This window comes from Pseudomonas sp. Irchel s3h9 (assembly GCF_900187475.1).
GTDB lineage: Bacteria > Pseudomonadota > Gammaproteobacteria > Pseudomonadales > Pseudomonadaceae > Aquipseudomonas > Aquipseudomonas neuropathica.
Genome location: NZ_FYDH01000009.1, coordinates 65,815 through 85,832, shown reverse-complemented (window position 1 = coordinate 85,832; position 20,018 = coordinate 65,815). Strand labels below are relative to the sequence as shown.

22 protein-coding genes and 1 pseudogene are annotated in these 20,018 nt (G+C 60.6%); 10 read left to right on the top strand and 13 right to left on the bottom strand.

Features of this window, described 5'->3' with window-relative positions; translation table 11 throughout:
* Positions 1-2 precede the first annotated feature (2 nt).
* Entirely contained in the window at positions 3-464 is a 462-nt protein-coding gene (locus CKW26_RS16365; protein WP_095049364.1) for a TIGR02444 family protein, read from the top strand.
* Here CKW26_RS16365 and CKW26_RS16360 read toward each other — a convergent pair.
* Positions 461-1,669, bottom strand: coding sequence for an AlgP family protein (locus tag CKW26_RS16360; protein ID WP_095049363.1), 1,209 nt, complete (start codon positions 1,667-1,669; stop codon positions 461-463). The two genes, CKW26_RS16365 and CKW26_RS16360, sit on opposite strands and share 4 nt — an antisense overlap.
* Positions 1,670-1,861: 192 nt before the next feature.
* On the opposite strand from CKW26_RS16360, the gene CKW26_RS16355 reads away from it, so the two are divergent.
* Positions 1,862-2,527, top strand: a complete 666-nt coding sequence (locus CKW26_RS16355; protein WP_095049362.1) for an FKBP-type peptidyl-prolyl cis-trans isomerase — start codon at positions 1,862-1,864, stop codon at positions 2,525-2,527.
* Positions 2,528-2,587: 60 nt separating this feature from the next.
* Here the strand turns inward: CKW26_RS16355 and rsd are convergent, their stop codons facing one another.
* The 8 genes and pseudogenes from rsd to CKW26_RS30520 form a co-directional block, all read right to left on the bottom strand.
* A complete protein-coding gene (gene rsd, locus CKW26_RS16350) occupies positions 2,588-3,046 on the bottom strand; it encodes a sigma D regulator (protein ID WP_095049361.1) in 459 nt (152 codons plus the stop codon).
* Between the two features lie 183 nt (positions 3,047-3,229).
* Positions 3,230-3,781 carry a disulfide bond formation protein B gene (locus tag CKW26_RS16345; protein ID WP_095049360.1) on the bottom strand — a complete coding sequence of 184 codons (552 nt, stop codon included), beginning with the start codon at positions 3,779-3,781 and terminating at the stop codon, positions 3,230-3,232.
* Positions 3,782-3,999: 218 nt separating this feature from the next.
* Positions 4,000-5,238: a heme biosynthesis protein HemY gene (locus CKW26_RS16340; RefSeq protein ID WP_095049359.1), complete on the bottom strand. Its 1,239-nt coding sequence runs from the start codon at positions 5,236-5,238 to the stop codon at positions 4,000-4,002.
* Positions 5,235-6,377, bottom strand: coding sequence for a uroporphyrinogen-III C-methyltransferase (locus tag CKW26_RS16335; RefSeq protein ID WP_095049358.1), 1,143 nt, complete (start codon positions 6,375-6,377; stop codon positions 5,235-5,237). Before CKW26_RS16335 ends, CKW26_RS16340 begins: the two co-directional genes overlap by 4 nt.
* A gap of 16 nt (positions 6,378-6,393) precedes the next feature.
* Entirely contained in the window at positions 6,394-7,155 is a 762-nt protein-coding gene (locus CKW26_RS16330) for a uroporphyrinogen-III synthase (protein ID WP_095049357.1), read from the bottom strand.
* A complete protein-coding gene (hemC, locus tag CKW26_RS16325; RefSeq protein ID WP_093429722.1) occupies positions 7,152-8,093 on the bottom strand; it encodes a hydroxymethylbilane synthase in 942 nt (313 codons plus the stop codon). Before hemC ends, CKW26_RS16330 begins: the two co-directional genes overlap by 4 nt.
* 138 nt (positions 8,094-8,231) lie before the next feature.
* Positions 8,232-8,978, bottom strand: a complete 747-nt coding sequence (locus CKW26_RS16320; protein ID WP_093429721.1) for a LytTR family DNA-binding domain-containing protein — start codon at positions 8,976-8,978, stop codon at positions 8,232-8,234.
* Positions 8,975-9,115: pseudogene (locus CKW26_RS30520) on the bottom strand (sensor histidine kinase); the annotation flags it as partial. The pseudogene CKW26_RS30520 and the gene CKW26_RS16320, both read right to left, overlap by 4 nt.
* Before the next feature lie 334 nt (positions 9,116-9,449).
* On the opposite strand from CKW26_RS30520, the gene argH reads away from it, so the two are divergent.
* Positions 9,450-10,844, top strand: a complete 1,395-nt coding sequence (gene argH / locus CKW26_RS16315) for an argininosuccinate lyase (protein ID WP_095049356.1) — start codon at positions 9,450-9,452, stop codon at positions 10,842-10,844.
* A gap of 137 nt (positions 10,845-10,981) precedes the next feature.
* Here the strand turns inward: argH and CKW26_RS16310 are convergent, their stop codons facing one another.
* Positions 10,982-11,641, bottom strand: coding sequence for a glutathione S-transferase family protein (locus tag CKW26_RS16310; protein WP_095049355.1), 660 nt, complete (start codon positions 11,639-11,641; stop codon positions 10,982-10,984).
* Between the two features lie 123 nt (positions 11,642-11,764).
* Here CKW26_RS16310 and CKW26_RS16305 point away from each other — a divergent pair, with 123 nt between their 5' ends.
* From CKW26_RS16305 to CKW26_RS16295, 3 genes are all read left to right on the top strand, one after another.
* Positions 11,765-12,055 (top strand): hypothetical protein, encoded by a 291-nt coding sequence (locus CKW26_RS16305; RefSeq protein WP_095049354.1) that lies wholly within the window; start codon positions 11,765-11,767, stop codon positions 12,053-12,055.
* 260 nt (positions 12,056-12,315) lie between these two features.
* The gene (locus tag CKW26_RS16300) at positions 12,316-12,561 is read left to right on the top strand and encodes a TIGR02647 family protein (RefSeq protein ID WP_047596728.1); all 246 of its coding nucleotides are present in this window, start codon (positions 12,316-12,318) and stop codon (positions 12,559-12,561) included.
* A gap of 183 nt (positions 12,562-12,744) precedes the next feature.
* Positions 12,745-15,588 (top strand): class I adenylate cyclase, encoded by a 2,844-nt coding sequence (locus CKW26_RS16295; RefSeq protein WP_095049353.1) that lies wholly within the window; start codon positions 12,745-12,747, stop codon positions 15,586-15,588.
* 6 nt (positions 15,589-15,594) lie between these two features.
* On the opposite strand, the gene rnk is transcribed toward CKW26_RS16295, so the two are convergent.
* The 3 genes from rnk to cyaY form a co-directional block, all read right to left on the bottom strand.
* Complete coding sequence (rnk, locus tag CKW26_RS16290; RefSeq protein ID WP_007911103.1) at positions 15,595-16,005, bottom strand: nucleoside diphosphate kinase regulator; 411 nt, start codon at positions 16,003-16,005, stop codon at positions 15,595-15,597.
* 128 nt (positions 16,006-16,133) lie between these two features.
* Positions 16,134-16,358: a DUF1289 domain-containing protein gene (locus tag CKW26_RS16285; RefSeq protein WP_093429716.1), complete on the bottom strand. Its 225-nt coding sequence runs from the start codon at positions 16,356-16,358 to the stop codon at positions 16,134-16,136.
* Between the two features lie 4 nt (positions 16,359-16,362).
* Positions 16,363-16,695 (bottom strand): iron donor protein CyaY, encoded by a 333-nt coding sequence (gene cyaY / locus CKW26_RS16280; RefSeq protein ID WP_077575013.1) that lies wholly within the window; start codon positions 16,693-16,695, stop codon positions 16,363-16,365.
* Between the two features lie 317 nt (positions 16,696-17,012).
* On the opposite strand from cyaY, the gene CKW26_RS16275 reads away from it, so the two are divergent.
* From CKW26_RS16275 to CKW26_RS16260, 4 genes are read left to right on the top strand one after another with little or no spacing between them, the layout of a single operon-like run.
* Positions 17,013-17,186 (top strand): lipoprotein, encoded by a 174-nt coding sequence (locus CKW26_RS16275; protein WP_007911098.1) that lies wholly within the window; start codon positions 17,013-17,015, stop codon positions 17,184-17,186.
* A 9-nt stretch (positions 17,187-17,195) separates the two neighbouring features.
* On the top strand, positions 17,196-18,443 hold the full coding sequence (lysA, locus tag CKW26_RS16270) for a diaminopimelate decarboxylase (RefSeq protein WP_095049352.1): 1,248 nt from the start codon (positions 17,196-17,198) through the stop codon (positions 18,441-18,443).
* Positions 18,444-18,446: 3 nt separating this feature from the next.
* A complete protein-coding gene (gene dapF / locus CKW26_RS16265) occupies positions 18,447-19,277 on the top strand; it encodes a diaminopimelate epimerase (RefSeq protein ID WP_007911094.1) in 831 nt (276 codons plus the stop codon).
* 13 nt (positions 19,278-19,290) lie between these two features.
* Positions 19,291-20,016 (top strand): DUF484 family protein, encoded by a 726-nt coding sequence (locus tag CKW26_RS16260; protein WP_064116398.1) that lies wholly within the window; start codon positions 19,291-19,293, stop codon positions 20,014-20,016.
* Positions 20,017-20,018 lie beyond the last annotated feature (2 nt).

The window sequence follows — 20,018 nt, the reverse complement described above, 5'->3', positions numbered from 1 at the left end:
CGATGTCCTCTGACCTGTGGAGCTTTTCCCTTGCCACCTACGCCCGCCCGGGCGTGGAAGATGCCTGCCTGCGACTGCAAACGGCGGGCGCCAATGTGTGCCTGCTGCTGTGCGGTTTATGGCTCGAACAACGCGGGGTGATCTGTGATGAACAACGTGTAAGCCAGCTTCAGACGCTGACCGAGCCTTGGGATACCGAGGTGGTACAGCCGCTGCGCTCCCTGCGGATGCAATGGAAAGTACGGGCCGTTGATGATGCGGTGCTGAAAGGCATGCGCGAGCAGATCAAATCACTGGAGCTTGAGGCTGAACGAGCGTTGCTGTCACGGCTTGAAGGGGTGGCGCAGGAATGGGCGCTAAACGATGCAGGCTCGAAGACCTGGCTTGAAGGATTGGCCGGCATGGCGGCCAGCCCGAACCGCGACGCGCTGCAAGTGCTGCGCGTCGCGGCAACCGGCACTTAGGAAGCGCTGGTCGGGTTGTTGCTGACGCTCGACGCAGCGGCTGGCGATGGCGCAGTCGAAGGAGTCGAGGTGGCGGCGGCTGGAGCAGCGGCGGCTGGCGTGGCCGGAGTGGCTGGCACGGCAGGCTTGGCAGCTGGAGTGGTAGCCGGTTTGGCGGCAGCTGGTTTGGCAGCGGCAGGCTTTTTCACGGCTGGTTTGGCGGCAGGTTTGGCAGTTGGTTTGGCGGCCGGTTTTGCAGCAGCAGGCTTGGCAGCAGTGGTCGCTGGTTTAGCAGCGGCGGCCGGTTTCGCGGCTGGCTTGGCGGCGGCTTTCACTGCTGGTTTTGCAGCCGGCTTGGCGGCAGGTTTTGCGGCGGCTTTTACAGCGGGTTTAGCGGCAGCCGGTTTTGCGGCTGGCTTGGCAGCGGCGGTTTTGGCAGCAGGTTTTGCGGCTGGTTTCGCCACAGCTTTCGCCGCAGGTTTAGCGGCCGGTTTGGCAGCTGCAGCTTTCGCCGGAGCAGCTTTGCTCGCGGCTGGTTTTGCAGCCGGTTTGGCGGCGGCCGTTCTAGCGGCTGGCTTGGCAACAGCTGGTTTTGCAGCAGTGGTTTTAGCCGCCGGTTTGGCAGCGCTCGTCGCAGCCGGTTTTTTCGCCGCAGGTTTTGCCGCGGTTTTGGCAGCTGGCTTGGTCGCCGCTTTCACCGGTGCCTTGGCAGCAGGTTTGGCCGCCGTTTTTGCCGCAGGTTTAACCGCTGCGGTTTTCGCTGCAGGCTTGGCTGCAGCCGGTTTGGCAGCCGCTTTCTTCGCCGGTGCCGCTGCCGGTTTGGCGGCGCGGGTGGACAGTACTTTGCCCACGGCTTCTTGAACGCGACCCACACCCTGGGCCAGTTTCAGGCTTTCCTGTGCATCGCGCTTGAGTTGCAGAATGTAGCTGCGAGTGTCGGACTGACGATCCTTCAAGGCATCGAGCAGGTCTTCCAGTTCTTTCACTGCGGCCTTGGCTTTGTTCTGTGCCTTGGCTTTACCGGCAGTGGCTGCGTCCTGCAATTTGGTGCGGGATTTGTGCAGTTTTTCTTGCGCCTTGCCGCGTTGCTTTTCCAGTTTGGCGAGCAGTTTTTCAGCATCAGCCAAGGCTTGGGAGCAAGCGTTTTCCAGATGCTCGAGCAGGCTGCCCGAGAGTTGTTGGAGTAAGTGCAACGGAGTATTTACAGGCTTCTTGGTGGCCGACATGGTTTACCTCCTGGCTGACGTGAGTGCGGCTCATACTAGACCTCTGCAGTTACCGCCGCTAGGGCATCTTGACAGTATCGATTGCGTTGCGTTGCACCGAATCGAAAATGTTCTGCGCGAAGTCAAAAGCAGTTCACCGTTGCAGACGTTCGCGCTGGCATAATCCACCGCATCTCAGGACGGAGTGTGCCCATGTCGCGCTACTTTTTTTTATCCCTCTGCATGGTTTTTTCGGCCGTTCACGCTGACGAAAAAAACACCGCGAACGATGCTCACGATCTGGCCTACAGCCTCGGTGCCAGCCTCGGTGAACGACTGCGTCAGGAAGTCCCGCAACTGCAGATTCAGGCGCTGGTCGATGGCTTGCAGCAAGCCTACCAAGGCAAGCCGCTGGCGCTGAGCGAAGCACGCATCGAGCAGATTCTGGCTGATCATGAAGCGCAAAACGCCGAGCACTCTGCACAGCCTTCAAGTGATGCGGCGATGGAAAACGAGCAACGCTTTCTCATCGCTGAAAAAGCCAAACCGGGTGTTAAGGAACTGGCTGACGGCATCCTGCTCACCGAGCTGACACCGGGCACTGGCGGCAAGGCTGGCCCCGATGGAAAAGTGCAGGTGCTGTATGTCGGACGGCTGCCGGATGGCACCGTGTTCGATCAGAACACTCAGCCACAATGGTTCAACCTCGACAGCGTGATTGCCGGCTGGCGCACCGCGTTGCAGAACATGCCGGTAGGCGCGAAATGGCGCCTGGTGATTCCATCGGATCAGGCCTATGGCGCTGACGGTGCCGGTGACCTGATTGCGCCGTTCACACCGCTGGTGTTTGAAGTGGAATTGCGTGGTGCGACGAGTTGATCGGGCAATAAAAAACGGTGCGCTTTCGGGCGCACCGTTTTTTTTGATCAGGGTTCGGGATCAGGCCTGAACCGGATCTTCTTCCTTGTGTGCTGTGTGCAGCACTTCAATCAGGCAGTCTTCAAGTTCGAAGCGTTCGTGGAGCAGGCCACCTAGCTCTTTGAACTTCTCTGCAACGCATTTGCCTTCATCGCACAGGTCGTTGAAGGCTAGAAGCTTCTCGGTGATGACATCGATGCGCGGATAGATCGTCTCGGCGAGTTCGAGGCCGCGCTTGTCGTTGAACGCCTTGGCTTCGCCAGTCAGCTGTTCGTAGATTTCGAAGTGCCCGGCCGACACGTAGTCGACCAACACGCCGCAGAACTCCTGCAAGGGCTTGCGGCTCTCGGACAGCGAATCAGGCTCTGCGCCGAGCTTGTCGTAGGCACCGATCAGCTCTTCACGCTCTTGCAACCAGCGGTCGATCAGCAGATGAACCCCACCCCAACGTTCCTGAGCATTCTGACAACTTTCGAGCATGGCGATCTCTCTTCCCTTGTGGGTCATGCTGCTCTACACCCGCGCCCCTCTTTTGATTCTGGCTTGGGGGTCGGCCGGGCAGAGCGTCATCGAGCAACATAAATCCAATGACACGTGCGGGCCAGATTATGCCCGCACGCCTATGGCTTCAAGGTACGCAGGAGATAAAGTTCATACAAGTGTTTAATCCCGCAACAGCACCGGGTGCGACGCTTGGCCGCTGAGCGGGCGTTGCAGAGCACTCCATACCAGCCGCAACAATTGATACACCGCCAGAATCGATACCGCGACAAAGAACAGCAGGCTCCACTCCGGGACACTCAGGTCGAACAGCGTCCAGGATATTTCCGCACAATCGGTACCGCCGCTAAACATTGTTTGCAGGGCACAGATCCATGGCAGACCACTGAACAAGGCCTCGGGAGCAGGCGAGCAATTGAGCAGCTGCAGCATCGGATCGCTCTGTATCAGTACCTGCCGCCAGGCCGCCGTGGTCCCACCCAGGCTGGCGCCCAGGGTCAACAGCCAGTAGAACCACAAACCGACACGTTTGGGACCGTGCACCGCCGCCAGACCACTGACTACGCACAGCAGCGTAAGGAACAGGCGCTGCACCAGACACAGGCTGCACGGCGTCAGGCCGACTGCATATTCAAGATAATAGGAAGCTCCCAGAGCAAAGGCCCCCGCAGTGAAAGCCATGAAGAACAAGGAGCGTGAGCAGGCCAACGACATGGCTTTTCCGTAACAGTAGAGACAGACGGTTACGGTAGAGGAAAGCGTGTCAGCCTTTCAAGGCAAGGCCCTGCCGACAGTTCACCAGAGGTGTAGGGAAAACCCGACAGGATCGAGAGGAATTGGTGTAGACCGCTGTAGGAATTTGCCTCAAGCGCTCAACGAAGTGGAAAATTCAGCCACAAAAGGTAAGCGAGGGAGCGAACTCCCTCGCCACTTCAGACATGGGCCGGAACCGGCAACGGCGCAGCCAGCAGGCGCTCGTCCAGCAGACCAAGGCCTTCCTGGAACAACTGATTACTGCGCTCGGTATCGCCCAACTGGGCGAGCAGGCGCGCCAGCTCCGCACAGGCCTCGGGATTGCGCTGCACACGCAGACTGCTTTCCAGGTAATCCCGTGCCTTGCCCCACAGACTGGTTTGCAGACACAGTCGGCCGAGGGTCAACAGCAGGCTTGGATCGTTCGGATGCTCCTTCAGCCAGCCTTCGGCGGTTTGCAACTGGCGGGCCGGATCGCTGCCGCGCACCAGCCCGTAGAGACGGGCCAGATGGCTGTCGTACTTGCGTTTGAGGGCAGTGCGCAGCACTTCTTCCGCTTCGACCTGGGCGCCCAACTGCCGCAACTGTTCGGCGTACGCCAACACCAGCGGCGGCTCCTGCCGTTGCGCCGAAGTGAGCTGCTCCCAGGCGCGCGTGAGCGACTGCAAACCCACGCTGCCATCCTCTTCCCGTTGCGCAGCCAGCGAGAGGTTTTCACCCCAGGCGCGGCGCTCGAGTTCAGCCAGTTCGGCGCGCGGCAGGACTTTGTCCTTGCGCAATTCCGGCAGCAAACGAATCACCGCCGACCATTCGCCGCGCTGCTGATACAAGCGCTGCAACTGACGCAACGTCTGCGCATTGTGTGGATGGCGATCGTGCATCGCTTGCAGCGTCACCAAGGCACCGTCGGTGTCGCCACGGTCAGTCTGCAACTGCGCATGACTCAAAGCGATGGCCAGCTCCGCCTGGGGCTGACGCTCAAGCGCCCGCTCCAGCAAACGATCGCACTCTTCGTAAAGACCTTGCTCGTTGGCTGCGCGAGCAGCACCGAGGTAGTACAGCAATGGCTGGCGCTCGGCTTCAGCCGCTCGAGACAGGTGACGCTGAGCGCTGGCCCAGCGACCTTCGGCCAGATCCAGTTGACCGTGCTCGATCGCCACCTGCACGCGCCGACTGCGGTTGCGGCGCGACCATGGGTTGACTACGCCACTGGAGGCCATGACCAATTCGACCAGTGCCTTGATCCCCCAGATCAGCAGCCACAACACCGCGATGACCGCCAGCGTCGCCCACAGGCTGGACTCGTAGCGGAAGCTTTTGTAGGCCACCAGCACGTAACCGGAATGCTCGGCAATCGCCAGACCCAGCGCCGCTGTCGCAGCGATCACCAGAAACACGATCACATACAGGCGTTTCATGGCGTGATCTCCTGCGCGGTGTTGGCGGCAGGCTTGGCGAAGGGTTTCACCGACTCTTCGGCGTTAACGTTGCGCCGCTCAAGGTAGGCTTGCACCGCACTCAGCGTGCCGGCCAGATCAGGCGTCGTGACCGTGACCGGTTCCTTGCTCAACTCACCGACCTGTTCGAGCATCACTTTGCTTTGCGGATTGTCCGGGTTGAAATTGCCCTTGAGCACATCGCGCGCTTCGGCCAGCGCCTGGGTATAGACCGGCGCCTGACCGTTGAGGGCTGCCCACTGCGCCTGCTCAAGCGCAAGGCTCAGGGCCAGACGCACCTGACTCAGGCTCTGCCCGGCCAGCAGCGGCCGCACATTCTTGTCGGCATTGAAATCGATACGGATATAGCGCGAGACCTGATCCCACCACTGCGCCCAACGACTGGCGCCGTCACCGTCAGCAGTCAGGCCCAGCAGCGATTCGCCACGATCCTTGTACTCCGGCGCAAGCTCGGTGAGGTCGATGACTTGATCACGCAGCGCACCGAGGCGCAGGAACAGACCGGTGCGATCCGGTTGCGAAGTACTGCGCAGCGCCACCAGGGTTTTCGCCACTTGCTCGCGGGCGGCGAAAGAGCCTGGATCGTTTTGCTCACGGAGGATTTCGTCAGCGCCTTGGACCAGCGCCTGAGCGCTGCTGATGTCCTGCAACGCCGAAAGACGCAGACTGGCTAGACGCAGCAAATGCTCAGCCTCAGCCAGACGCCAATCCTTGCGGCTGGCGCCAAGAACGGTTTCCAGGCGCTGATTTAGGCGCTGTTGATCACCTTGAAGCTGGGTCACCAGACGCTGGCGCTCGGCAAGTTCGTCAGCACCCGGCAGTTGCGCGAGGCGCTCGGTCAGACGCTGTTCATTGAGCTTCAGGCTCTGCGCCTGATCGTTCAATGCCTGCACTTCACCGGACTGCTGTTGAGTGTTGGTCTGCAGGTGACGAACCTGCCAGACACCCCAGCCGCCGATCGCGACACCGGCGGCGCCGAGCAACAAGGCGACGATGGCCAATCCATTGCCTCGGCGCGGCTCTGTGGCCGGCGGTGGAGTTTCAACCTGGGGTTCAATCACAGGCTGGACGTCATCTTTTGGCAAGGCTGTTTCGCTCACGTATCCATCCTTTGCATTAGAAAACGGGTTCGGGATACTCCCGCAACGCCGTCAGCAAAGCCGCGGCACTCGCGCCGCGGCAATCCACAACTGTTTGAGCCCCGGCGGCACGTGCCAGCTCGGCGACCCTTGGGCTTGGTACAAACAACGGCAACGACGCGATGGCCGGCCAGGTATTACCGGCCATTTGGCGCAGGTGCTCGAAACCCTGTCCACTGCTGACCACCAGCCCGTTCAAGCGTTCCGCTTCGATCCGCCGTGGCAGCTCATCCGGGGCATAGGCTGGCAGGTCGCGTCGATACAATTCCAGATACTCGACACTAGCACCTAGCTCACGCAAGCGCTCGGCGAGCAGTTCACGCCCACCCTCCCCGCGCAAGATCAACACCTGCGCTCCGGGCTGGCTGACCGCCTCACGCAGACGCGGCAATTGCAGCAAGGCTTCGCTGTCATCGCCGGTGGCCGGGAAGCTCGCGTCCAGACCGTGATCCAGCAAAATCTGCGCAGTCGCCGCGCCGACACTGAACCACGGCATCGTCAGCGCAGATGCACCTTCGAGCAGATCCAGCGCAATACGCGCCGCCGGTTTGCTGACGACAATCACTGCACTGCAACTTGGCAACTGCGTAATCGCCTGACGAATTTTCTCAGAGACTGGCAGCGGGACAATGTCCAGAAGCGGCAAACAGCTACTGAAAACGCCCTGCCCAGCCAACGTCTGCGCCAGCGCCGCACAGTCTTCCGCGGGGCGCGTCAGCAGCAGGCGCCAACCGGTCACTCGTGACCTGCCTCGCCGTAAACCGCTTTGAGAATGTCGTCGGCGCCCTGGCTCAGCAGGTCTTCGGCGACCTTCACCCCCAGTGCTTCGGCATCGGCCCGTGGCGCGCGCGCTTGGGCGCTGAGCAGCTTGCCGCCGCTTGGCTCACCGACCAGACCACGCAACCACAACTGCTCGCCTTCGAGCACGGCATAGCAGGCGATCGGCACTTGGCAGCCGCCATTCAAATGTTTGTTGAGGGCACGCTCGGCGGTGACGCGCGACGAGGTGTCGGCGTGATGCAGCGGTGCGAGCAAGGCGTGGATTTCGGTGTCGGCGCTGCGGCATTCGATGCCGACTGCACCTTGGCCACCGGCCGGCAGGCTGTCATCAACACTGATCGCCGAGGTGATGCGATCTTCGAAGCCGAGGCGGATCAGGCCGGCGGCGGCGAGGATGATCGCGTCGTACTCACCGGCATCGAGTTTGGCCAGGCGGGTGTTGACGTTGCCGCGCAGAAAGCGGATCTGCAGATCCGGACGACGGGTGAGCAACTGTGCCTGACGACGCAGACTCGACGTACCGACAATGCTGCCGGCAGGCAATGCTTCCAGGCTGGCATAAGTATTGGAAACGAAGGCATCACGCGGATCTTCACGCTCGCAGATGCAGAACAGGCCGAGGCCTTCCGGGAAGTCCATCGGCACATCTTTCATCGAGTGGACGGCGATGTCGGCTTGGTTTTCCAGCAGCGCAGTTTCCAGTTCCTTGACGAACAGGCCCTTGCCACCGATTTTCGACAGTGGCGAATCGAGCAGTTTGTCGCCGCGACTGACCATGGGCACCAGCGTCACCAGTAGGCCCGGGTGGGCCGCTTCAAGACGGGCTTTGACGTATTCGGCCTGCCAGAGGGCAAGCGCACTTTTACGGGTGGCGATGCGGATTTCGCGAGAGGACATGGATCAATCCGTACTGAATAGATACGGCGGATAATAACAGCTCAGCCAAATCCACTTTGACTTGAATCAGAGTCGGCGCGGCCTCCCTGGCCCGCAGTGCCTGGTAAAAAAGAGCTGGAGCTGTCCGGAATGACCGGGTTACAGGCCCTGCATCATCTTGCGCACACCGGCCACGTGCCGACGACTGACGATCAGCGCGTCACCATTTAGACCCTTGAGAAACAGCTGGAAATGCCCCAGCGGCGTACGCTGCAGACGTTCGATGCGGTCGCGGGCGACCAGCGCGTTGCGATGGATACGCACAAAGCGCTCGCCGAATTCGTCTTCGAGGGCTTTGAGCGGCTCATCCAACAGCACTTCACCGGCCTCGTGGCGCAGGGTCACGTACTTGTGGTCGGCGATAAAGTAGACCACCTGATCCAGCGGGATCAGTTCGATGCCTTTGCGGGTTCGGGCGCTGATATGGCTGCGCGGGCCGTTGCCACTTTCGGCAGCGGGACGGGTCAGGGCCGAGAGTTGCGCCCGATTGGGACGTTCAGCCCGTTTCAGGGCGTCATGCAGATGTTCGGTTCGCACGGGTTTCACCACATAGCCCACGGCGCTGGCCTGCAGGGCTTCCACGGCAAATTCATCGGGGCTGGTGCAAAACACCACGGCCGGCGGCGTTTCACGTTCGCACAGACGGGCAGCAACCTGCAGGCCATCGAGACCCGGCATGCGAATATCGAGCAGCACGATATCCGGCTTGTGGCTGTCGATCAGTGCCAACGCCTCTTCGCCATTCGTGGCGCCGGGCTCCAGAACTGTATAACCCTCGAGCTCGCTCACCATTCGGCTGAGGCGCTCGCGAGCCAGTGGTTCGTCATCAACGATCAGGACATTCATATTGCGCTGGATTCCTGCGTGAGTCTCGCACAAGGATAGCGTAGACAGGTGAAGTGACGTCCGTCACCGCGATCCACGCTAAGACTAGCCCGAGCGCCAAAAAGTGCCGTACGTCGGCCAGCAATATTTGCCAGTGTCCGGGTCGTACTGCTCAAAGCCCGCTGTTTCCTGCGTTTCTCACGGGGTTTGCCGAAGGACAAAACACCCACCCCCTCTTCTTATAGTCGCCGGCCAGACCTTTGCGCGATCCAGAGCCGCGTCGACCCTTATGTCCAACTGTAGACGCTCGCCGGGCCGATATTGCTCAATCGAAAAATATCCTTGTGCAAATCTCCCAGCACCAGCGGCCACTATGGCTGACGCAATGAGAAAAAAACGTATCGACCAGTGTCAGCGACAGGATTGGCAACCCTGTTATTATCCGCGCCAGCGTTTCACGCCTTCTTTCTTCAAGCCGATACGAGCGAATTCATGAGCACTGACAAGACCAATCAGTCCTGGGGCGGCCGCTTCAGTGAACCCGTCGACGCCTTCGTCGCCCGCTTCACCGCCTCCGTCACTTTCGACCAGCGCCTGTATCGCCACGACATCATGGGCTCGATCGCCCACGCCACCATGCTGGCCAAGGTCGGCGTGCTGACCGATGCCGAACGCGACAGCATCATCGACGGCCTGAAGACCATTCAGGGCGAAATCGAGGCCGGCCAGTTCGACTGGCGTGTCGACCTCGAAGACGTGCACATGAACATCGAAGCACGCCTGACCGACCGCATCGGCGTTACCGGTAAAAAGCTGCACACCGGCCGTAGCCGTAACGACCAGGTCGCCACCGACATCCGCCTGTGGCTGCGTGACGAAATCGACCTGATCCTCGCCGAGATCACCCGCCTGCAGAAAGGCCTGCTGGAGCAAGCCGAGCGCGAAGCCGCGAGCATCATGCCGGGCTTCACCCACCTGCAGACCGCGCAGCCAGTGACCTTCGGGCACCACATGCTGGCCTGGTTCGAAATGCTCAGCCGCGACTACGAGCGTCTGGTCGACTGCCGCAAGCGCACCAACCGCATGCCACTGGGCAGCGCCGCGCTGGCCGGCACCACCTACCCGATCGACCGCGAATACACCGCGCAACTGCTGGGCTTCGACGCAGTTGGCGGCAACTCGCTGGACAACGTCTCCGATCGCGACTTCGCCATCGAATTCTGCTCGGCCGCGAGCATCGCGATGATGCACTTGTCGCGCTTCTCCGAAGAGCTGGTGCTGTGGACCAGTGCGCAGTTCCAGTTCATTGATCTGCCGGACCGCTTCTGCACCGGCAGCTCAATCATGCCGCAAAAGAAAAACCCTGACGTACCGGAGCTGGTGCGTGGCAAGACCGGCCGTGTGTTCGGTGCACTGATGGGTTTGCTGACCCTGATGAAAGGCCAACCGCTGGCCTACAACAAGGACAACCAGGAAGACAAAGAGCCGCTGTTCGACGCCGCCGACACACTGCGCGATTCGCTGCGTGCCTTTGCCGACATGATCCCGGCGATCAAACCGAAACACGCGATCATGCGTGAAGCGGCGCTGCGCGGTTTCTCCACCGCGACCGACCTGGCAGATTATCTGGTGCGCCGTGGTCTGCCGTTCCGTGATTGCCACGAAATCGTCGGTCACGCGGTGAAGTACGGCGTCGACACTGGCAAGGATCTGGCCGAGATGAGCCTGGAAGAACTGCGTCAGTTCAGTGATCAGATCGAGCAGGACGTGTTTGCCGTGCTGACCCTGGAAGGCTCGGTGAATGCCCGTGATCATATCGGCGGCACTGCGCCGGCGCAGGTCAAGGCAGCGGTGGTGCGCGGTCAGGCGCTGATCGCTAGCCGCTAAAGGCCAAAAGCCAAAAGCTTCGCGAGCAGGCTCGCTCCCACAGGGGATTTTTGTCGGCCACAAATTTTGTGTTCAACAAAAATCCAAATGTGGGAGCGAGCCTGCTCGCGAAGGCTTCCTTCAGAGCGCTATAAAACTCACTTCTTGGCAGCGATCATCGCCAAAAACGCCGGCATCGCAGCTTCCTTGTCTGCCGCGATCTTCTGCACATGCGGATTCTGCTCCAACCGCTCCAGCAGCGCCTTCGCCTGCGGCATCTCCGCCAGCAAATCAATCCCGAACAGCTTCTGCCCGACCGCATAGGCCAGCGGCACGCTGTAGAGGAAATACAAATCGGCAATGCTCATACTGTCGCCCGCCACGTACGGAGAAAATTTTCCGTGTCGTCCCAGCGCGGCGAAACCCAGCTGCAATTCAGTCTTGGTCTTTTCCTTGATCGCCTCCGGCAGGGTCATGCCGAAGAACGCCTCGCCGTAACAAGCGCGTCCCGGCAACTCGATGTACAGCTCGATTTCCTTGGCAATCGCCAGCACCTGCGCGCGTTGGAACGGATCGCTCGGCAGCAGCGGCGTGCCTTTCTGGGTCTGTTCGAGGTATTCGAGGATGATCGCGGTTTCGTTGATAAAACCATCGTCTACACCCAGCACCGGCACTTTGCCGCGCGGGCTGATGGCCAGAGACTCCGGTGTCTGCGTCGGGTAGAACGTGACCTCTTCGAACGGCAGGCCTTTTTCCAGCAGTGCCAGTTTGACCATGTTGTAGTAGTTGCTGACTGAGAATCCGTAGAGCTTGAACATCACATAGCCTCCAGGCCGTGCGGGGTGGGCAGTGCCTGTTTATAGATCGCTCAAGCCTTTCCCGCCAGCAGCATCACGCCACTGAATGCGGGTAAACTGGCGCCTTTCCATGAGGAGCCTGCCATGAGCGAGCCGACAGACATCGACAATGACAACGACGAAGAAGAGTTCACCGAAGCGACGTTGATCGAAGCCATCGAAAACCAGATCAAAAGCGACAATCCGCCGGCCGCCAAAGCGACGTTCAACAAGCTGACCCTGGTGGGTGTCGAGCGCGAAGAAATCCTCAATCTGATGGCTCACGTGCTGGCTTACGAAATCGACGCGATGCTCGATGAAGACCGTGCGTTCAATACCGAATGGTACGAAGCGGCGCTGCGCGCCTTGCCGGAATTACCGCCAGAAAAGCAGTAAGCCAAACACATCCCCCTGTGGGAGCGAGCCTGCTCGCGAATGCCGTGCATCAGCAAAAACAACGCTAAATGACACACCGCTTTCGCGAGCAGGCTCGCTCCCACACAATTTGTCACCCATCCATCCAGCCAACTCCCGCCTCCCGACTACACTGCAATCCGCCTCAAGACAAAATCCCTGATCTGAGCACTGGACATGCCGCAAAAGCGGGTTCACCTTAGGGACGCTGTCGTCCAATTCCTAGAAAGTCTGGAGTCCTTATGTCGCTTACCCCTGAGTTGGTTGCCGAACTGGAAGTCCTCGCACTCTTCAACCTGGACAGTTCCCAGGAAGGTCTGAAAATTCATCAGACCGCTGCCCCGAAACACATCGCCGCCGCCAAACGCCTCTTTGAAAAAGAACTGACCGACCAGCCCGATGGCGGGTATCTGACCAGCCTCGGTCGCGATGCCGCACAAAGTGTGCAAACCGTGCTGACCATTCTGAGAGAGCAGGAAACCGCCTGATTCCCCCTGACTTCGCCCACGGGAACTCCTGCCACGGGATTTCCGCGGGCTTGCCCGGCCATCCGCGATAGAAATCTGACGTCAAAAAACAAATTCAGCTTAAAAGTCCCGCTGCGCAAAGGCTAAACTGCCTCCCATTCCGAGACCCTCTTCGTCCGAGCTTGCGAGCCGGTTTGAGCTGACATGACGCGCACCCACGAAATCCGCCCCGACCTGGACGAAGGCATCGACCGCAAGGTACTCAGCCAGCTGCGCGCGCGTTTTCTCAAACTCAATGAAGGCCGCCTCGGTCGTGCCCTTGAAGGGCTGTCGACACGCCAGCAAAGCGTACTGACGCTGTTGCCGCTGTTCTTTCATGTTAATCACCCGCTGCTGCCGGGCTACGTGTCGGGCAGCACGCCGGCCGGCCTGTCGAATTACGAGCCCGACGCCAACGTGCTGACCGAAGCACAGCGTCTGACTCGTTCGTTTTCGTACAAACCGCGTCACGGCAGCAATCCGCCGCGACCGATTCACGGCCTGTTCCTGATGGGCAGCCTTGGTACGCTGGCGCAAGCCGATCAGAGTGACATGGACGTGTGGGTCTGCCACGCGCCGGACTTGAACGAAAGCGAGCTTGCCGAACTGCGCAAAAAATGCCAGCTGCTGGAAGCCTGGGCGGCGAGTCAGGGCGCCGAAGCGCATTTTTTCCTGATCGACCCGGAGCGCTTCGTCAAAGGCGAACGCGACACCCAGCTCAGCTCGGAAAACTGCGGCAGCACTCAGCACTATCTGCTGCTCGACGAGTTTTATCGCACTGCAATCTGGCTGGCAGGGCGCACACCGATCTGGTGGCTGGTGCCGGTTTACGAAGAAACCGCCTACGACCTTTACACCCATACCCTGCTGTCCAAGCGCTTTATCCGCGCCGACGAAACCCTCGACCTTGGTCATCTGGCGCGGATTCCGCCGGGCGAGTTCATCGGTGCCGGATTGTGGCAGTTGTTCAAGGGCATCGAGTCACCCTATAAATCGGTGCTCAAGCTGCTGCTGACCGAGGTCTACGCCAGCGAACACCCGCAGGTGCAGTGCCTGAGCCTGCGCTTCAAAAAAGCCGTGTTCGCCAATCAGCTGGATCTGGATGAACTGGATCCGTACATGGTCGTGTACCGGCGTATCGAGGAATACCTCACCGCGCGCAACGAGCCGGAGCGGCTGGAACTGGTGCGCCGCGCGCTGTACCTGAAGGTCAACCGCAAGCTCACTGGCAACAGCCGCACCCAGAGCTGGCAACGCACGTTGCTGGAACGACTGGCCAGCGAATGGCATTGGGATCAGCGACAACTGACGCTGCTCGACAGCCGCAGCCAGTGGAAAGTCCGCCAGGTCAGCGCCGAGCGTCGCGCACTGGTCAATGAGCTGAACTACAGCTACCGCTTCCTGACCCAGTTCGCCCGCACAGAACAAACCGTCAGCCTGATCAATAAACGCGATCTCAATGTGCTGGGGCGCCGGCTCTACGCAGCCTTCGAACGCAAGGCCGACAAGGTCGAGTTCATCAACCCCGGCATCGCCCCGGATCTGGCCGAAGACACCCTGACCCTGGTGCAGTCGCGCAACAAGAAGGAACCGGGACAAACCCAGTGGGGCTTGTATAACGGCAGCCTGACCGCACTGGAGTGGGAACACTTCGCACCGATCAAGCGCAGCCGCGAGTTACTGGAGCTGCTGACCTGGTGCCACCGCAACGGCGTGATCGACAGCAGCACCCGCCTGGCCCTGCATCCCGGCACCAGCGACCTGAGCGAGTTCGAGCTGTTCAACCTGCTCGGCAGCCTGCAACAGTGCATCGCCCTGCCCTTGCCCACCGTCGCGGAAGAACCGTTGCTGCGTGCAGCGGTGCCAAGCGAAGTGCTGATTCTGGTCAACGTCGGCGTCGACCCGCTCAAGCATCACCGCGACCTGAATATCCTGATGACCACCGAGCGTACCGACTCGCTGAGTTACGCCGGAGTGCGCGAAAACCTCGTGCTGACGCTGGATCAGGTCACGCTCAACAGCTGGAACGAAGTACTGGTCAACCGCTTCGACGGCCCGCATGCGCTGCTCGACTGCCTACGCGATTACCTCAACAACCTGCCGCGCGGGCCGTTGCAGCCGTCATTGAAGGTGCGCTGCTTCTGCCACAACCGCGCGCAGTTCATTGCCCGTCGCGTTGAAGAAATCATCGACACCGCGCAGAACCTGTTGCTCAGCGAGTTGAACCATCGCTACCTGATTCAGGTGCAGCAGCACTATCACGTGCTGGAATTGGTGCCGGGCCAGGTCAACCATGTGGCGCTTGCCACCCTGCCGGCCCTGCACGATTACCTTGGCGAAGAACAGCCGCGTTACAGTCCGCTGCACCTGGATCCCATGGCACTGGAAGATCACGACCTTGCACTGATCCTGCCGATGGGCCAGCCGGAGTGCATTCAAGTGTTCTATCGGATCACCGAGCAGCAGGCCGAGCTGTACGTGCTGGATGAGTTCAACGCGCTGTGGCAGCAACATTTGCCCTATCACGACGAGCAGAGTCTGTTGGTGCCGTTGCAGCGCTTCCTGCAATCGATTCTGTTTCGCCGCGAAGCCGTGCTGCCGATGGACGCCGGTCCCGACGGCCGTCTCGACACTTTGTATTACCAGCTATTGCCTTCAGGTCCGGGGCGCGCGCGCCGGGTCGAAGCGCGGCCGGCACCGCAGACGCCAGTGAACAAGCCGTTCTACGACGTGCAAGCGATCGTCGGCAAAGCCGCACCGGGCGAAGTGCAGGTCACCCTGTATTGCAATCAACGGGAATTCAGCGAACTGGAACATGGCGACCAGCTGTTCAGCGTGGTCGCCCGGGAGATCGTCGAGCAGCGCCGCGAGAGCGAACGCTATCGCTGCTACATCACCGACCTCGACCTTTCGGGCCTGCTCGGTGACGGGCAGAGTTCAAGCAATCTGTATCTGCGCTACAAGGCTGATCTGGAGCGCGCCCTGAACGAGGCACTCGAACAGGTCTGAGGCGGGTTACTCGGGAAACGCGCCACCGTTGGCCGGTTGCGATTCGACTTCCAGCAAAGTCAGTTTGAGGGTCTTGCCACCGGGTGCCGGCCAGTCAATGTGCTGACCGACTTTCAGGCCCAGCAACGCGCTGCCGACCGGAGCCAGGATCGAGATCTTGCCTTCATCGGCGTTGGCGTCCTTCGGATAGACCAGCGTCAGGTGGTAATCCTTGCCACTGCCTTCTTCGCGGCAATGCACACGGGAATTCATCGTCACGACATCGGCGGGCACTTCATCGTGACCGACCACGGTGTCGGCGCGATCCAGCTCGGTTTGCAGCGCAATCACGCCCGGCAGCGTGTCATCCAGGCTGTCGATCAGGCGCTCCAGACGTTGCACGTCCAGACGGGTAAGGGTGATGGAAGGTGCGGTCATGATCCGGGCAGACTCCTTTCTTCTGCACACAAAAAAAGCAAAACCCCGCCAAAAAAGACGGGGTTTTCACCAGGCCTCGATGGGTTGAGGCGTGTTCGGACACTATCACAGCTCAAAAAATATACAAGTCACGCCCCGCCGCACTGTTTGCGCTGCGACGCCTGCGCGCAAATCACACGTCGCCGGTCATCGTCTGCCGAGCGCCATTCGCGAATGTCTTCGACATGGCGGAAGCAGCCGAGGCAGACCTTCTGCTCATCCAATCGGCAAACGCCGCTGCACGGCGAAGGCACGGCCGGGCTGATGTTGCTGTACAGCGGCTTCGGTGGACGAACGGGAGCGGTGTCAGTCACGGAATCACAGACCTTCGAAATCGAATTCAGCGCCAGCCTGCTGCTTGACGATGCGCTCTAGCATTTCGCCCAGTTGCTCTTCGCTCTTGTCGCACATCCAGCGCTCGCTTTCTTCGTCGTAATCGAAGTGGAAACCACCGGACACCGCTGCCAGCCACAGCTGACGCAGCGGCTCCTGGCGGCTGAAGATCAGCTGCGAGCCGTTTTCGAACTTGACGGTCAGCACACCGGCCGAACTTTCCAGATCGATGTCCAGGTCGCTCTCGTCAAAGATGTCTTCCAGTTTTTCCTGGGTTTCGTCGACCAGATCGTGGAAACGGGCTTCGGACAAACTCATTGCGGCAACCTCAAAAAATGTCTGATCAGGCTCAAGCGCCGAAAGATACGGACGCTGCCGGCCGATTGCAAAGATTAACGACCAAGCACCGGTCAGGGCATCGAACACCCAACCCTGTGGGAGCGAGCCTGCTCGCGAATGGCCGGCACATTCAACATTATTGTTGCCTGACACACCGCCATCGCGAGCAGGCTCGCTCACACAGGGTTACCAGTGCTCACGGGCAAGCCCCGCCGGACGGGAAGGCCATCACATAGGCAAGCCGCCGGGTGGCCGGTATACTCCGGCGCAATTAACGCATTTTCAAGGATTTCGCCATGAAGCGCCTGATCTCTTCCCTTGCTGCGCTCGTCGCGGTTGCCTGCCTCGTTTCGGCCTGTGGTCAAAAAGGCCCGCTGTACCTGCCGGATGACGATCAGGACCCGGCCGAGCAAGCCCAGTCTTCGCAGAAGCAACCGTCCAAAGCACATAAGCACGACGTTTACCAATAAGGGATCGCCATGGACGCTTTTAACTACCGTGGCGGGGAACTGTTCGCGGAAGGTGTGGCGCTGTCCGCCATCGCCGATCGTTTCGGTACGCCTACTTATGTGTACTCGCGCGCGCATATCGAAGCTCAGTATCTGGCTTACGCCGATGCTTTGGCCGGCATGCCGCACCTGGTCTGCTTTGCGGTCAAGGCCAACTCCAACCTCGGCGTACTGAATGTCCTGGCCCGTCTCGGTGCCGGTTTCGACATCGTTTCCCGTGGCGAGCTGGAACGCGTTCTGGCCGCTGGCGGCAGCGCTGACAAGATCGTCTTCTCCGGTGTCGGCAAGACCCGTGACGACATGCGTCGCGCCCTCGAAGTCGGCGTGCACTGCTTCAACGTCGAATCCACCGACGAGCTGGAGCGCCTGCAAGTGGTCGCCGCCGAGCTGGGCGTTCGCGCCCCGGTTTCGCTGCGCGTGAACCCGGACGTCGATGCCGGCACCCACCCGTACATTTCTACCGGTCTCAAAGAGAACAAGTTCGGCATCGCCATCGCCGACGCCGAAGACGTGTACGTGCGCGCCGCGCATCTGCCGAACCTGGAAGTGGTCGGTGTCGACTGCCACATCGGTTCGCAACTGACCACCCTGCCACCGTTCCTTGATGCGCTCGATCGCCTGCTGGATCTGGTCGACCGTCTGGGCGACTGCGGCATTCACCTGCGCCACATCGATCTCGGTGGTGGTTTGGGCGTGCGCTATCGCGATGAAGAGCCGCCATTGGCTGCCGACTACATCAAGGCTGTGCGCGAGCGCTTGAACGGACGTGACCTGGCGCTGGTGTTCGAGCCGGGCCGTTTCATCGTCGCCAATGCCGGCGTGCTGCTGACGCAGGTCGAGTACCTCAAGCACACCGAACATAAGGACTTCGCCATCGTCGACGCGGCGATGAACGACCTGATCCGCCCGGCGCTGTATCAGGCGTGGATGGACGTCACCGCGGTCAAACCGCGTGACACCGCTGCGCGCAAATACGACATCGTCGGCCCGATCTGCGAAACCGGTGACTTCCTCGCCAAGGACCGTGAATTGGCCCTGGCCGAAGGCGATCTGCTGGCCGTGCATTCGGCCGGTGCCTACGGTTTTGTGATGAGTTCCAACTACAACACCCGTGGCCGTGCTGCCGAAGTGTTGGTAGACGGTGCTCAGGTTTTTGAAGTGCGCCGCCGCGAAACCGTGGCCGAGCTGTTTGCCGGCGAAAGCCTGCTGCCGGAGTAACCCATGCTGCTGCGTTTTACTAAAATGCACGGCTTGGGCAATGACTTCATGGTTCTCGACCTGGTCAGCCAGCACGCGCATATTCAGCCAAAGCACGCCAAGCAGTGGGGCGACCGCCACACCGGCATCGGTTTCGACCAGTTGCTGATCGTTGAGGCTCCGAGCAATCCGGACGTGGATTTCCGTTACCGGATCTTCAATTCCGATGGCTCGGAAGTCGAGCAGTGCGGCAACGGTGCGCGCTGCTTTGCACGCTTCGTGCTCGACAAGCGTCTGACCGCCAAACGGCAGATTCGCGTCGAGACCAAGGGCGGCATCATCGAACTGGACGTGCGTAACGACGGCCAGATCGGCGTGAACATGGGCGCCCCGCGTCTGGTGCCAGCGGACATTCCGTTCGAAGCGCCAGCGCAAGCGACCAGCTATCAGCTGGAAGTCGACGGCACCACGGTCGAACTGGCCGCAGTGTCGATGGGCAACCCGCACGCCGTGTTGCGCGTGCAGGACATCAACAGTGCACCGGTGCATGAGCTGGGGCCGAAAATCGAACACCATCCGCGCTTCCCCGCGCGAGTGAATGTCGGTTTTCTCCAGGTCATCGACCGTAACCGTGCGCAGTTGCGCGTGTGGGAACGCGGTGCCGGGGAAACCCAAGCCTGCGGTACCGGCGCCTGTGCAGCGGCTGTCGCTGCGATCAGCCAGGGGTGGATGGATTCGCCGCTATTGATCGACCTGCCCGGCGGGCGTCTGTCCATTGAATGGGCAGGCCCTGGCCAACCGGTGCTGATGACCGGTCCGGCAGTGCGTGTATACGAAGGACAAGTACGTCTTTGAGTGAGCAGAAATCATGACCGATAAGCCTCAGGTACCCGCCCGACAGTCCGACGAATCAGCGTCCGAGAGCCTGGAGGCGGCAGCGGTTGCCGCATACCTCGAGGCTCATCCGGACTTCTTCGTCGAGCACGAAGAACTGCTGCCCGCCCTGCGTATTCCCCACCAGCGTGGCGATACCGTTTCGCTGGTCGAGCGGCAGATGACCATTCTGCGCGACCGCAACATCGAGATGCGCCATCGCCTCTCGCAGTTGATGGACGTCGCCCGCGACAACGATCGCCTGTTCGACAAGACCCGCCGTCTCATACTGTCCCTTATGGACGCCGCCAGCCTCGAAGACGTGGTGATCAGCGTCGAAGACAGCCTGCGCCAGGATTTTCAGGTGCCCTTTGTCAGCCTGATCCTGCTCGGTGACAACCCGGCGCCGGTCGGTCGCTGGGTCACTCACGCTGACGCCCAAGTCGCCATCGGCGGCTTGCTTACCGAAGGCAAAAGCGTCAGCGGCAGCCTGCGTGAGCATGAACTGGACTTCCTCTTCGGCGAAGAACAACGCAAGCAGATCGGCTCCACTGCCGTCGTCGCGGTCAGCCATCAAGGCATCCACGGCATTCTGGCGATCGCCAGCCGTGACCCGCAGCACTACAAGAGTTCGGTCGGCACGCTGTTCCTCAGCTACATCGCCGAAGTCATGGGCCGTGTGCTGCCACGGGTCAATAGCTCCCTGCGCTCGGTACGCTGAGC

Excerpts from the sequence above, each read along its gene's own strand:
- rnk (WP_007911103.1), bottom strand. The coding sequence starts at position 16,005 with ATGACCGCACCTTCCATCACCCTTACCCGTCTGGACGTGCAACGTCTG.
- CKW26_RS16340 (WP_095049359.1), bottom strand. The coding sequence starts at position 5,238 with ATGAAACGCCTGTATGTGATCGTGTTTCTGGTGATCGCTGCGACAGCG.
- CKW26_RS16345 (WP_095049360.1), bottom strand. The coding sequence starts at position 3,781 with ATGTCGTTGGCCTGCTCACGCTCCTTGTTCTTCATGGCTTTCACTGCG.
- CKW26_RS16275 (WP_007911098.1), top strand. The coding sequence starts at position 17,013 with ATGAAGCGCCTGATCTCTTCCCTTGCTGCGCTCGTCGCGGTTGCCTGC.
- cyaY (WP_077575013.1), bottom strand. The coding sequence starts at position 16,695 with ATGAGTTTGTCCGAAGCCCGTTTCCACGATCTGGTCGACGAAACCCAG.
- CKW26_RS16355 (WP_095049362.1), top strand. The coding sequence starts at position 1,862 with ATGTCGCGCTACTTTTTTTTATCCCTCTGCATGGTTTTTTCGGCCGTT.
- CKW26_RS16305 (WP_095049354.1), top strand. The coding sequence starts at position 11,765 with ATGAGCGAGCCGACAGACATCGACAATGACAACGACGAAGAAGAGTTC.
- CKW26_RS16320 (WP_093429721.1), bottom strand. The coding sequence starts at position 8,978 with ATGAATGTCCTGATCGTTGATGACGAACCACTGGCTCGCGAGCGCCTC.
- CKW26_RS16295 (WP_095049353.1), top strand. The coding sequence starts at position 12,745 with ATGACGCGCACCCACGAAATCCGCCCCGACCTGGACGAAGGCATCGAC.
- lysA (WP_095049352.1), top strand. The coding sequence starts at position 17,196 with ATGGACGCTTTTAACTACCGTGGCGGGGAACTGTTCGCGGAAGGTGTG.
- CKW26_RS16300 (WP_047596728.1), top strand. The coding sequence starts at position 12,316 with ATGTCGCTTACCCCTGAGTTGGTTGCCGAACTGGAAGTCCTCGCACTC.
- argH (WP_095049356.1), top strand. The coding sequence starts at position 9,450 with ATGAGCACTGACAAGACCAATCAGTCCTGGGGCGGCCGCTTCAGTGAA.
- dapF (WP_007911094.1), top strand. The coding sequence starts at position 18,447 with ATGCTGCTGCGTTTTACTAAAATGCACGGCTTGGGCAATGACTTCATG.
- CKW26_RS16310 (WP_095049355.1), bottom strand. The coding sequence starts at position 11,641 with ATGTTCAAGCTCTACGGATTCTCAGTCAGCAACTACTACAACATGGTC.
- rsd (WP_095049361.1), bottom strand. The coding sequence starts at position 3,046 with ATGCTCGAAAGTTGTCAGAATGCTCAGGAACGTTGGGGTGGGGTTCAT.
- CKW26_RS16260 (WP_064116398.1), top strand. The coding sequence starts at position 19,291 with ATGACCGATAAGCCTCAGGTACCCGCCCGACAGTCCGACGAATCAGCG.
- hemC (WP_093429722.1), bottom strand. The coding sequence starts at position 8,093 with ATGTCCTCTCGCGAAATCCGCATCGCCACCCGTAAAAGTGCGCTTGCC.
- CKW26_RS16360 (WP_095049363.1), bottom strand. The coding sequence starts at position 1,669 with ATGTCGGCCACCAAGAAGCCTGTAAATACTCCGTTGCACTTACTCCAA.
- CKW26_RS16365 (WP_095049364.1), top strand. The coding sequence starts at position 3 with ATGTCCTCTGACCTGTGGAGCTTTTCCCTTGCCACCTACGCCCGCCCG.